We start from the raw sequence: 13,767 nt of genomic DNA on the forward strand, positions 1-13,767 counted from the left end.
CGGGCCCGCACCGGCACCGGGGCCCTGGCCTGCGACGGACCCCGGTCGACAGCACCGCGATCACCCCGAAGCCCCACGAGGGGATTCACAGAAGACATGTACGTTGACATCGTTAACGTGTCACACTTACTCTTGATCGAGGGGCACGGTGTACGCTCCCTGCGAGGCGTGGCCGTCTTGCATCTGTCGGGTGGGGAACGGGGAGGGCAAGTGAGCCTGGAAACGGTTGACCAACGGTTCCGTATCACGGGGGTCGTGGGACGCGGGAACATGGGTGAGGTGCACCGGGCGGAGGACCTGCGTGCCGCCCCTGATTCCCCGCACCGTCAGGTCGCCGTCAAGACCGTGCTGCGCGGACGGACCGGGGTCGCCGTCGACACCTCCGGGTCCGGCAAGGAGATCGACCGTTTCCGCCGCGAGGTGCGGATCATGCGCATGCTCTCCCAGGGGCACCCGAACCTCACCCTGCTGATCGACGGCGGCGTGGACGGGACGCAGGGCGGCAGCGGCCTGCCCTACCTCGCCATGGAGCTGCTGGACGGTCATCCGCTCGCCGACCTCATCGACGAGGAGCCCCAGCTTCCGGTCTCCTGGGCCGCCGCCGTCGGTGCCCAGATCGCCGCGGCTCTCACGGCCGCGCACACGGCCGGGGTCGTCCACCGCGACCTGAAGCCGGCCAATGTGATGCTGACCGGTGACGGCACCCTCAAGGTCCTCGACTTCGGCATGGGTTCGATCGTCGACGATCCCGACCAGACGCGGCTGACCAGTACGGGCGTCAGCGTCGGCACGGCCCGCTACATGGCCCCGGAGCAGTTCCGGGCCGAACCCGTCTCCGCCCTCGCCGACCTCTACGCGCTCGGCTGCATCCTGTACGAACTGCTCATCGGGCGGCCGCCGTTCTCCGCCAGGACGCCCTTCGAGCTCTCCGAGCAGCATCAGCACGAAGCGCCGCCGCAGCTGACCCTGGTGCGCCCGGACCTTCCCGCCGAGCTGGTCAGGCTCGTCGGCCGCCTGCTGGAGAAGGACGCCGACCTGCGGCCCGAGAACGCCGCCCAGGTCCACGACGCCCTGGTCCCGCTCGCGCTCGCGCCGGACGACACCGCTGACCTGCTGGCCCCGCACTGGCGGGTGATGGACCCGGTGGCGCGGCTGCGTTCCCTGCTCCCCGAGCGCACACCGGCCGCGCCCACGCCCGTGCCGCGCAGGGAGCCGCGCCTGCCCGAGACGATGGACGTCTTCGGCATCCACGCCGATCTGATCAAGGAGTACGAGGACTTCACCAAGAGTGCGACGGTGATCCGGGACGCCCGGATCGAAGGTTTCGTCGAGGACGACCTGGCGGCGAAGTCGCAGTGGCCGGACCCGTGGCTGTCGCTCAACCCCTTCTTCGCCGACGGCGGCCAGGTCACCGACCTCGTGCGGGACGGCGTGCTGCACCCCAAATGCGCGGAGATCTTCCAGGCGGGCAAGAAGGAGAACGCGCGGCGCCCGGACGGCCGTCCGCTGACCTTCCACCTCCATCAGCGGCAGGCGATCGAGGCCGCACAGGCGGGCGACTCCTACGTCCTGACCACCGGCACCGGTTCCGGCAAGTCCCTGGCGTACATCGTCCCGATCGTCGACCGCGTCCTGAAGGAACGTCAGGCGGCCGGCCCCGGCGGGGGCGGGCGGGTTCGCGCCATCGTGGTCTACCCGATGAACGCCCTGGCCAACTCGCAGCTCGGCGAGCTGGAGAAGTATCTGCGCAACGGATTCGGAACGGGGGGCGAGCCGGTCACCTTCGCCCGTTACACCGGGCAGGAGTCCGACGAAAGGCGTCGGGAGCTGCGCAAGAACCCTCCGGACATCCTGCTGACGAACTACGTGATGCTGGAGCTGATGCTGACCCGGCCGGACGACAGGTCCAGCCTGATCCGCATGGCCGAGGGACTGCAGTTCCTCGTCTTCGACGAGTTGCACACCTACCGCGGCAGGCAGGGCGCGGACGTGGCGTTCCTGATCCGCCGGGTCCGCGAGGCCTGCCGGGCCTCGGCGACCCTGCAGTGCATCGGCACCTCGGCGACCATGTCCACCGAGGGTTCCTGGGAGGATCAGCGGCGCGAGGTGGCCAGGGTCGCCGGCGGCTGTTCGGTACGACGGTCCTGCCGAAGCGGGTCATCGGCGAGACCCTCGTCCGGGCGACCGAGGAAGCCTCGGTGGACGTGCCCGCCGAGCGGCTGCGGGTTCCGGCGGCACCCCGCTCGTACGACGCGCTGACGAAGGACTCGCTGGCCCGCTGGGTTGAGTCCCGGTTCGGTCTGGAACGCGAGGAGGGCACGGGGAGGTACCGCCGGCGTGCCCCGGGAACCCTGGAGACGGCGGCCAGAGAGCTGGCCGACGCCTCGGGTGTGGCCGAGGAGGGCGTGCGCGAGGCGATCCGCACCACCCTGGAGGCCGGTGCGCAGGCGAAGCACCCGGTGACGGAACGCCCGCTGTTCGCCTTCCGGCTGCACCAGTTCCTCTCCAAGGGCGACACCGTCTACACGACGCTGGAGGATCCGCTCACCCGTCCCCTCACCCGCACCTACCAGCTGGAGCAGCCCGGCAGCGCCGGCAAGCCGCTGTTCCCGCTGGCGTTCTGCCGCGAGTGCGGTCAGGAGTACCTGACCGTCTGGCGCTCCGAGGAGAGCGGCACGTTCCGGTACGAGCCGCGCCGGGACACCTCCGCCTCCGGGGGCCGCGACGGCGAGGGTTATCTGTACCTGGGCATGCCCGGGGAGGACTACGAGTGGCCCGCCGATGCGCAGAAGGCCGTGGACGACCGGCGGTTGCCGGAGTCGTGGCTCGAACGGGACGCGCAGGGCGTGACCGTCGTCAAGAAGTCCTACCGCCCCCGGGTGCCCAAGCGCGTCGTCGTGGACGCCTTCGGCAACGAGTCGGACGAGGGTCTGGTGGCGGCGTTCGTGCCGGCGCCGTTCCTGTTCTGCGTGCACTGCCAGGTCTCCTACGAGCAGACCCGCGGCCGGGACTTCGCCAAGCTCGCCACCCTCGACCAGGAAGGGCGTTCCTCGGCGACCTCCCTGATCTCCGCGTCGATCGTGAAGTCCCTGCGGGCGGTGCCGGAGGAGAGCCTGGGCAAGGAGGCACGCAAGCTCCTCACCTTCGTCGACAACCGGCAGGACGCGTCGCTCCAGGCCGGGCACTTCAACGACTTCGCGCAGGTGACCCAGTTGCGCGGCGCCCTCCATCAGGCCGCGGTCCGGGCCGGCGAGGAGGGGCTGCGCCATGACGACCTCGCCGAGGCGGTGACCGAGGTGATGGGGCTGACGCCCCGCGAGTACGCGGCGAACACGAAGCACAGCAAGCTGGCTCCCTCGATGGAGAGCCGCGCGGCGAAGGCCTTCCGTGACGTCGTGGGGTACCGGCTCTACCGCGACCTGGAGCGCGGCTGGCGCATCACGATGCCGAACCTCGAGCAGACGGGGCTGCTGCGCATCGACTACGAGGACCTGGGCTGGATCGCCGCCGAGCCGGACCGCTGGGATTCCGTCCACGCGGCGCTCCGCGACGCGGACCCCGCGCTGCGTGAGGAGATCGCCCGGACGCTGCTGGACTTCATGCGGCGCGCCCTCGCCATCGACGTGCAGTACTTCCGCGACGACTTCGACACCTTGCAGCGGGCGAGCGAGGAGCGCCTCGCGGGTCCGTGGGTGCTGAGCGAGAGCGACCGCCCCACCGTCGGTACCGCCTACCCGTACGGCTCGCGGCCGGGTATGGAGCGCTCCGCGCTGTTCCTGTCGGCCCGCGGCAAGTTCGGCAAGTACCTGCGGCGGAATCTGCCCGAACTGCGCGACCTTCCCCCGGAGGACGTCCAGGGCATCATCGAGGACCTGCTGAGGGTGCTGCGCGAGGCGGACCTGGTGCGTGAGGTGGAGGCGGCCCCGGAGCACGCCGGCCCGGCCTACCGCCGCCGTGCGGCCGAGAAGCGCATGGGGTTCCGGGTGTCGGCCGCCGCCCTCATCTGGCGGGCCGGGAACGGCGAGCGGGGCGCGATCGACCCGCTGGCGCGCACGTACAACCGCGGCGAGGGGCCGCGGGTCAACCCGTTCTTCCGGGACCTGTACCGGACGGCGGCGGCCGAGCTGGCGGGCCTGTTCGCCCGGGAGCACACCGCGCAGGTGACGCCGGAGGACCGGCTGGAGCGCGAGCGGGAGTTCCGCTCCGCCGAACTGCCCCTGCTGTACTGCTCGCCGACGATGGAGCTGGGCGTGGACATCTCCTCGCTCAACGCCGTGATGATGCGCAACGTCCCGCCGACCCCGGCGAACTACGCGCAGCGTTCGGGCCGGGCGGGCCGTTCCGGCCAGCCCGCACTCGTGACCACGTACTGCGCCACGGGCAACAGCCACGACCAGTACTACTTCCGCCGCTCCCAGGACATGGTGTCCGGGCAGGTGGCCCCGCCGCGTCTGGACCTCGCCAACGAGGACCTGGTCCGCTCCCACCTGCAGGGCATCTGGCTGGCGGAGACCGGGATGAAGCTCGGCAGGGCGATCCCGGACGTCGTCGACGTCGCCTACGACCCGGACGGCGGCGACCGCCCCGATCCGCACATGGCGCTGGCGCTCCTCCCCCACATCCACGACCTGTCCCTCGACGAGGACGCCCGTCGGCGCGCGATCGCGACCGCCCGGACCGTACTGACCCCGCTCATCGGGGACTTCGAGGCCACCACGTGGTGGTACGACGAGTGGATCGAGGACCGGATCGAGCGGGCCCCGCAGGAGTTCCACGCGTCCTTCGACCGGTGGCGGGAGCTGTTCCGGGCGGCCGTCATGGACCAGTACGAGCAGAACAAGCGGGTCGTCGACCACACCCTGACGCCCGGCGAGCAGGGCCGGGCCCGGACCCGCCGGCGCGAGGCGGAGACCCAGACGAACCTGCTGCTGAACCGCTCGTCCGACAGCAAGTCGGTGATGAGCGACTTCAACCCGTACCGCTATCTGGCCTCCGAGGGGTTCCTGCCGGGCTACAGCTTCCCGCGGCTCCCGCTGGCCGCGTACATCCCGCGGTCCGGCAACCGCCGCAACGCCGACGGCGACTACCTGCAGCGTCCCCGGTTCCTCGCGATCCGGGAGTTCGGACCCGGGGCGCTCATCTACCACGAGGGGGCCCGCTACCAGGTCACCCGGGTCCAGCTGCCGCCGGACGCCTCGGGTGACCTGGCGACGGCGGAGGCGAGGCGCTGTGACGGCTGCGGCTACCACTACGCCGTCAAGGTCGGCACGGACGTCTGCACGATGTGCCACGAGCAGCTGACGGGCAAGCGCACCGGCCTGCTCCACCTGCACACCGTGTACACGACCCCGCGCGAGCGGATCTCCTCCGACGAGGAGGAGCGCCGCCGGGCGGGTTTCCGCCTGGAGACCTCGTACGCGTTCCAGGACCACGGCGTCCGCAAGGGGCGTCTCACCTCCCATGTGACCGACCGGGAAGGCGCTCCGGTCCTCGACCTGGACTACGGGGACTCCGCGACGGTCCGCATCACCAACCTCGGCCGCGTCCGCGACAAGGAGGGCGAGCCGGACGGCTACTGGCTCGACCTCGGCGACGGCCGCTGGCTCAACGACCGGGCCGCGGCGGACGCCATCGAGGGCACCGGCATGCCGGTGGTCGACGAGGACGGGAACGAGAAGCGCCGCAAGCGGCGTGTCCTGCCCTACGTGGAGGATCGCCGCAACATCCTCGTCGTCACTCTGGACGAGCCGCAGCCCGAGCCGGTGGCCCTGTCGTTCCTGTACGCCCTGGAGCGGGGCATCGAGGCGGCGTTCGAGCTGGAGGACTCCGAGCTGACCGCGGAGCTGCTGCCTCCGGACGACGGCCCGCGCCGCCACCTTCTGTTCACGGAGGCGGCCGAGGGTGGCGCCGGTGTGCTGCGCCGTATCCAGCACGACAAGGACGCCCTCGCCAAGGCGGCCAGGACCGCCATGGAGATCTGCCACTTCGACCCGGAGACCGGCAAGGACGAGGGCGGGCCGTCGGACGACGAGCAGTGTGCCCGCGGCTGCTACGCCTGCCTGCTTTCCTACGCCAACCAGACGCACCACCGCAGGCTGAGCCGGCACAGCGCCCGGCCGCTGCTGGAGCGGCTGGCCGGCGCCCGCACCGAGCGGGAGGACCGGGGCGAGTCCCGCAGCGAACTCTTCCGCAGGCTGGCCCCGGCGGCGGACAGCGCGACCACCGCGCCGGAGAACTCCCAGGCCGCGCGCACGGTGGACTCCGCCCCCACGAGCACCCCGGCGCCCTCGCCGACCGTGCTGGAGACGGATCTGGCCGCCTTGGTCGCGGAGGGCGATCTGCTCGGCTGGCTCAGGGCGAAGGGCTACCGGCTCCCCGACGAGGTCAAGACCCTCGTCCCGGAGGCGGGAGCCTGCCCCGACCTCGTCTTCCGCCTGGACGGTGCCAGCCTCGCCGTGTTCGTCGACGTCCCCGGCCACCCGGCCGACGCGACCCGCGACCTGGAGGCCGGCTACCGGCTGGAGGACGCCGGCTGGGACGTCGTCCGCTTCCCCACGGACGCGGACTGGGATGCCATCACCGGCCATCAGGCCGCCTACTTCCACCTGCGCTGACCGCGCCGCCCTCTTCCGAATCTCCAGAAACCGAGACATCTCATGAGCCTCACGTACACAGCCGGCTCGCTGGTCGCCGCCCGTGGCCGGGAATGGGTGGTGCTGCCCGAGAGCGCCGCCGACATGCTGGTGCTGCGCCCTCTGGGCGGGAGCGAGGACGACATCGCGGCCGTCTTTCCCTCCTTCGAGGAGGTGCGTCCGGCCGAGTTCGCACCGCCGAGCCCGTCCGACCTGGGCGACCAGCGGGCCGCCGGTCTGCTGCGCACGGCGCTGCGCATCGGCTTCCGTTCGGGGGCGGGCCCGTTCCGCTCCCTGGCGTCGATCGCCGTGGAACCCCGGGCGTACCAGCTGGTCCCGCTGCTTATGGCGCTGCGGCAGCGCACCGTACGGCTGCTGATCTCGGACGACGTCGGCATCGGCAAGACGATCGAGGCGGGGCTCATCGCCAAGGAGCTGCTGGCACAGGGTGAGGCGACGCGGCTGGCGGTGCTGTGCTCCCCGTCGCTGGCCGAGCAGTGGCAGGGCGAGCTGCGGGAGAAGTTCGGCATCGACGCCGAACTGGTCCTGGCCTCCACTGTGTCGCGGCTGGAACGCGACTTGGCGCTCGACCAGACCCTGTTCGACAAGCACCCGTTCACGATCATCTCGACGGACTTCATCAAGTCGACCCGGCACCGTGAGGACTTCCTCAGGCGCTGCCCCGACCTGGTGATCGTCGACGAGGCGCACTCCTGCGTGGCCGCCGACGACGCGACGCAGGGCGGCGCGTCCTCCGCGTCGAACCAGCTCCGCTACGAGCTGCTGCGGAAGGTCTCCGCCGACGCCGACCGCCATCTGCTGCTGCTGACGGCGACCCCGCACTCCGGCAAGGAGTCCGCCTTCCGCAACCTGCTGGGTCTGGTACGGCCCGAACTGGCGATCCTGGACCTGGAGTCCCCGGCGGGGCGGGCGAAGCTCGCCGAGCACTTCGTCGCCCGCAAGCGCGCCGACGTCCGCACCTACCTCACCAAGGAGGTGGACGGTCTCGCCGACGACTCGCTGGCCGAGCGGACCGCCTTTCCCTCGGACCGCTGGACGAAGGACGAGCCGTACAAGCTGACGCCCGGTTACCGGGCGCTGCTCGACGACGCCATCGCCTACGCGCGTGACCGCGTCGCGGAGGCGGGTGAGCAGGGGAAGCGGGAAGCCCGGATCGCGTGGTGGTCGGTGATCGCGCTGCTGCGCTCGATGGTGTCCTCCCCGGCCGCCGCCGCGCAGACGCTGAAGACCCGCTCCGAGTCCGCCGTCGCCCGCACCGCGCACGAGGCGGACCTGCTGGGTGCCTCGGTGGCCGCCGACTCCGCGGACAACGACCGGCTGGAGGGCATGGACGTCGCACCGGGCGCCGCCGAGTCCGAGGACGCGGGCGCCCGGCTGCTCGAACTCGCCTCACGTGCGGCGGAGTTGGTCGGACCTGCCGAGGACGCGAAGCTGAAGGCGCTCACCCGGCACCTGAAGGGCCTGATCGCCGAGGGCTACCACCCGATCGTCTTCTGCCGCTACATCCCGACGGCCACCTACCTCGCCGATCAGCTCGACGGCAAGCTCGGCAAGAAGACGAAGATCGCCGCGGTGACCGGCACCCTCTCCCCGCAGCAGCGCCTGGAGCGGATCGAGCAGCTCGCCGCCGAGGCGGGCGAGGCCGGCGACCCGGCTGCCCGCCGGGTGCTGATCGCCACCGACTGCCTGTCCGAGGGCGTCAACCTCCAGCACCACTTCGACGCGGTCGTCCACTACGACCTGGCGTGGAACCCGACCCGTCACGACCAGCGGGAGGGACGCGTCGACCGCTACGGCCAGAAGCGCGACCAGGTCCGCGTCATCACCATGTACGGCGAGGACAACGGCATCGACGGCAAGGTCCTGGAGGTGCTGTTCAAGAAGCACCGGCAGATCAAGAAGGACCTGGGCATCTCCGTCTCCGTCCCCGACGAGACCGCGTCCGGTGTCACCGACGCGGTGGTGGAGTGGCTGCTGCTGCACGGGCGGCAGGGCAGCCAGGAGAGCCTGTTCGACATGGGGGACGGCCACCAGGAGTCCTTCGACCGCATCGAGCGCGAGTGGTCCTCGGCCGCCGAGCGGGAGAAGACCTCCCGCTCCAAGTACGCCCAGCGCGCGATCCACCCGGAGGAGGTGGCCCGCGAGGTCGCCGCCGTTCGGGCCGCGCTCGGCGGCGCCGAGGAGGTCCGCGGTTTCGCCCTGGAGGCCCTGCGCGACCTGGACGCGCTGGTCCGCGACCCACGCGACGGCACCGGTGACTTCACCGCCCAGGCCGGCGGCACCCCGGCGGGCCTGCGGGACGCGCTCGCCGCGACCCTGGGCAACCGGCTCGTCGAGGAGAACCGCGAGATCCCCTTCCGCACCACCCCGGCGATCGCCCGCGGCGAGGCCGCCCTGGTCCGCACCGACCCGGCGATCGGCGCCATCGCGTCCTATGTCCTGGACTCGGCGCTGGACGTGAAGGCGCTCGGCCCCCGCCCGGCACGGCGCTGCGGTGTGGTCACCACGGACGCGGTCACCACCCGCACCACGCTCCTGCTGGTCCGCTACCGCTTCCACCTCACCCTGCCGTCCCGAACCGGCGAACGGCAGGTGGTCGCCGAGGACGCACGCCTGCTCGCCTTCGAGGGGATGCCGTCGCGCGCCCGCTGGCTGGACGACGACGCGGCCGCCGCCCTCCTCGCGGCCCGCGCCGTGGCGAACACCCACGAACAGTCCGCCCACAACGCCATCTCCCGCGCCCTGGACGGCCTGGGGGACCTCGCCGCACACCTCACGGAGTACGGCACGAATCTGGCCGCCGAGCTCGACGCCTCGCACCGCCGGGTGCGCAAGGCCAACGAGGAGATCGTCCGCGGCCTGAAGGTCGTCCCGCAGGAACCCGCCGACGTCCTCGGCGTGTACGTCTACCTGCCGCCCGTCGCCCCCGCCGCCTCTACCGTGTCCGGAGCCGAAGCCTGATGTCCGCCGCCACCCGCACCACCCTGGCCTTCACCGCCGTCACCACGGTCGGCGGCCTGCTCCCCGCCGACATGCTGCTGCGCATCGCCGAGGCACGGAACCTGCCGGGCACCAGGCCCGCCGACTACGGCCTGCCCGCCTCGGTCCCCGTGCGTGACGAGGCCGAGCGCGCCTGGGAGTACCTCAAGCCGCTCTGGCGCGACCTGCGCACCGCCCTGCCCGCCGACCCGAAGACCGGCGCACCGGCCGCGGACCCGACCGGCCGGGCCGGCACCGACTGGCTGGCCCAGCTCTTCCGCAAGCTGGACTTCGGCGCGCTGACGGAGATCGGCGCGGCGGGCATCCCGGCCGACGCCGACCCGGACAAGCACTTCCCGGTCTCCCACCGCCACGGCCCGGCCCTCGTCCACCAGGTCCCCTGGAACCAGGAGCTCGACAAGCGCCTGACCTTCGGCCAGGTCCCCCCGCAGTCCATGCTCCAGGACTGCCTCAACCGCACCGAGGCCCACCTGTGGGCGGTCCTCACCAACGGCCGCCGTGTGCGGCTGCTGCGCGACTCGTCGTCCTTCGCGACCGCCGCGTACGTCGAGTTCGACCTGGAAGCCATCTTCGACGGCGAGCTGTTCAGCGAGTTCGTGCTGCTGTACTGCGTACTGCACGCGTCCCGGTTCGCGGTGGCGGAGGGGGCGGCGGCTTCGGGGTGCTGGCTGGAGAAGTGGCGCGCCGAGGCCGTCAGCTCCGGCGCCCGCGCCCTGGACCAGCTGCGCCTGGGAGTGCAGAACGCCCTCACCGCCCTCGGCACCGGCTTCCTGCGCCACCCGGACAACACCCGGCTGCGCGAGGACACCGACCCGAAGGCACTGCGGGACGCCCTGCTGCGCCTCGTCTACCGCCTGCTGTTCGTCTTCGTCGCCGAGGACCGCGGGGCCCTGCTCGACCCGAAGGCCGACGAGCGGCAGCAGAAGGCGTACGACCGCTACTTCTCCTCCGCCCGGCTGCGCGAGCGCGCCCGCCGGCGCCAGGGCACCGCCCATGGTGACCAGTACGAGGCGCTGCGTATCGTCCTCGACGCCCTCGGCAAGGAGGGCGGCCGCCCCGAGCTGGGCCTGCCCGGCCTCGGTGGCCTGTTCTCCCCCAAGGAGGCCGATGCCCCGCTGGACGGCCTGAAGCTGTCCAACGAGTCGCTGCTCGCCGCAGTCCGCCACCTCGCCCAGATGCGTGACCCGGGCGCCCGCCGCTGGCGCCCCATCGACTACCGGCACCTGGACGCCGAGGAGCTCGGTTCGGTTTACGAGTCCCTGCTGGAACTGGAGCCCAAGCACTCCGCCACGGACCGCACCTTCGAACTGATCGAGGTCGCGGGCAACAGCCGCAAGACGACGGGCAGTTACTACACGCCGTCCTCCCTCATCGAGTGCCTGCTCGACACGACGCTCGACCCGGTGATAGACGACGCGGTCAAGCGCGGCGAACAGCGCGCCACGGAGGCCGGCCACCCCGACCCGACCGACGACATCGTGGACGAGCTGCTGTCCCTGACGGTCTGCGACCCGGCTTGTGGGTCCGGGCACTTCCTCGTCGCGTCGGCCCGCCGCATCGCCAAGCGCGTGGCATCGGTGCGCGAGCGCAACCCGGAGCCGACGGTCGACGCGGTACGGCACGCCCTGCACCAGGTCGTCGCCCGCTGCGTCTACGGCGTGGACCTCAACCCGATGGCCGTGGAGCTGGCCAAGGTGTCGCTCTGGCTGGAGGCGATGGAACCGGGCAAGGCGCTGGGGTTCCTTGACGCGCATGTGAAGCACGGCAACGGCCTGATCGGGGCGACGCCGAAACTGCTGGCGGACGGCATCCCGGACGACGCGTTCAAGCCGATCGAGGGCGACGACAAGAAGTACGCGGCCGGACTGGTCAAGCGCAACAAGATCCAGCGCGGCGGCCAGGACGAGCTGCTCTTCGACACGGAGACCCTGCCGGGCAACGACCGGTACGCCGCAGAACTCGCCAGGATCACCACGGCGCCCTCCGACTTCCTGGAGCAGGTTCGGGCACAGGAGTCCGCCTACCGCGCCCATATGGAGTCGGTTACTTACGTCGATGACGTGCATGCCGCCGACGCCTGGTGCGCCGCCTTCGTCTGGCCCAAGCGCGACGGTGCCCCCGAGGCCCCGACCGACCAGGTGTTCCGCGCATTGCGGAACCGTGACCAGTCCGTGGTGCCGGACACCACCCACGCCGAGATCCGGAAACTGCGGGAGCAGTACCGCTTCTTCCACTGGCACCTGGAGTTCCCCGAGGTCTTCGCGGTCCCGGAGTCGGGCGCGGGTGTTCAGCCGGGGACGGGGTGGGCCGGCGGGTTCGACGCGGTGGTGGGGAACCCGCCGTGGGAGCGGGTTAAGCTCCAGGAGCAGGAGTTCTTCGCTCAGCGCGATCCTCGCATCGCCGGGGCCAAGAACGCTGCCGCCCGCAAACGACTCATCACGGAACTGCGCGACGACCGTGACGGCGAGCGCCTGTACGCCGAGTTCGAGGCTGCCAGGCGCCGGGCGGAGGGGGAGAGCCATTTCCTGCGTGTCAGTGCCCGCTTCCCGCTGACGGGGCGGGGTGACATCAACACATACGCGGTCTTCACGGAGACGGACCGCGTCCTGACGGGACCACGTGGGCGGACGGGCGTGATCGTGCCGACGGGGATCGCGACGGACGCGACGACGCAGTTCTTCTTCAAGGATGTCGTCACCAAGGGCCAGCTTGCAGCCTTGTACGACTTCGAGAACGAGGACAAGGTCTTCCCTGGGGTCCACAACCAGATGCGCTTCTGCCTGTTCATGCTGCGCGGAGCAGGAAGCACGCGAGAACCGATCCGCATGGTTTTTAAGGTTCGCCAGACTGAGCAAATCGCTCAGTGGAGCTACCTGTTGACTGCCGACGACATTTTGGCCATGAACCCGAACACCGGCACGTGCCCCGTCTTTCGCAGCAGCCGCGACGCCGAAATCACTTTGGGTATCTACCGCCGCGTACCGGTCCTGATCGACGAGACTAAGACGACGGGCGGCAACTCCTGGGGCATCTCGTTCATGAGCATGTTCCACATGTCGAACGACTCGCGTCTATTCCGTCCCGATGCCCAGAGTGATGAGACTTTCGACGATCTCCTCAAGGCCGGATGGGTCCTCGACGGTAACGCCCTCGTCCGCGGCAACGAGCGCCTGCTGCCGTTGTACGAGGCAAAGATGCTTCACCACTACGATCACCGGTTCTCCACGTACGAGGACGCAACGGAGAAACAGCTGAACAAGGGCACACTCCCTCGCTTCACCGTGGACCAACACCAGCACCCAACGACTGTCCCGCTCCCCCGCTACTGGGTGCCGGAGGAAGATGTTCCGACCGGCGAAGTCGATAAAAGAGGTGAGCCCGTAACCGTGCCAGGCGTACGTAGCCGACTCGCCTCAAAAGGATGGGATAAAGGATGGCTGCTGGGTTGGCGGGAGATTTGTCGGGCCTCGGATGAGCGCACGGTCATCGCAGCCGCAGCGCCAGCCCACGGCTTCGGAAACAAGTTCCTGCTTGCCCTATCTCCACATGCAGCGCTACTGTCAGCAGTCTGGTCGTCCCTCATCGTGGATTACGCCGCCCGCCAGTCAATTAGCGGCACCTCGATGAACTACTTCATCGTGCGACAATTCCCCATCCTTACGCCCGATCACGTGACGACTCACAGCGATGCAATTGTTCCGCGCATCCTCGAACTCACCTATACGGCCTCAGATATGGCGCTATTCGCCCGCGACCTCGGCGACACCGGCCCTCCCTTCCGCTGGGACCCCGACCGCCGTGCCGTTATCCGAGCCGAACTAGACGCGCTCTTCTTCCACCTCTACGGCATCACCCGCGACGACACCGCCTACATCCTCGACACCTTCAACGTCACCCGAGATAACGACACCAAGGCACACGGCGAGTACCGCACCAAGAATCTGATTCTCGCCGAGTACGACCGCATGGCCTCCGCCGGCCTCGCCCTGGATACCCCACTCACGGAAGGCGAGTCCGGCACATACCGCTCCACCCTCACCCCGCCCCCCGGCCAGGGACCCCGCCACGACTGACCCGCTCTTGGGTGGCCGCGACTGCGGCCACCCAGGGGCGC

At 70.5% G+C, this 13,767-nt stretch carries 2 protein-coding genes and 1 pseudogene; all 3 read left to right on the forward strand.

Annotated features, from left to right (window positions below):
• Nucleotides 1-210 precede the first annotated feature (210 nt).
• The 3 genes and pseudogenes from P8A20_RS08445 to P8A20_RS08455 all read left to right on the forward strand — a co-directional run bounded on the left by P8A20_RS08445 (nt 211) and on the right by P8A20_RS08455 (nt 13,726).
• Nucleotides 211-6,614: pseudogene (locus tag P8A20_RS08445) on the forward strand (protein kinase domain-containing protein).
• Nucleotides 6,615-6,656: 42 nt separating this feature from the next.
• Entirely contained in the window at nt 6,657-9,614 is a 2,958-nt protein-coding gene (locus P8A20_RS38925; RefSeq protein ID WP_306103252.1) for a DEAD/DEAH box helicase, read from the forward strand.
• Entirely contained in the window at nt 9,614-13,726 is a 4,113-nt protein-coding gene (locus P8A20_RS08455) for an Eco57I restriction-modification methylase domain-containing protein (protein WP_306103253.1), read from the forward strand. The genes P8A20_RS38925 and P8A20_RS08455 overlap by 1 nt, the downstream gene beginning before the upstream one ends.
• Nucleotides 13,727-13,767: the final 41 nt, after the last annotated feature.

It is taken from the genome of Streptomyces sp. Alt3 (assembly GCF_030719215.1).
GTDB lineage: Bacteria > Actinomycetota > Actinomycetes > Streptomycetales > Streptomycetaceae > Streptomyces > Streptomyces glycanivorans.

What these genes read in the sequence shown, in the direction of transcription:
- P8A20_RS38925 (WP_306103252.1), top strand. Translation starts at nt 6,657, where the DNA reads ATGAGCCTCACGTACACAGCCGGCTCGCTGGTCGCCGCCCGTGGCCGG.
- P8A20_RS08455 (WP_306103253.1), top strand. Translation starts at nt 9,614, where the DNA reads ATGTCCGCCGCCACCCGCACCACCCTGGCCTTCACCGCCGTCACCACG.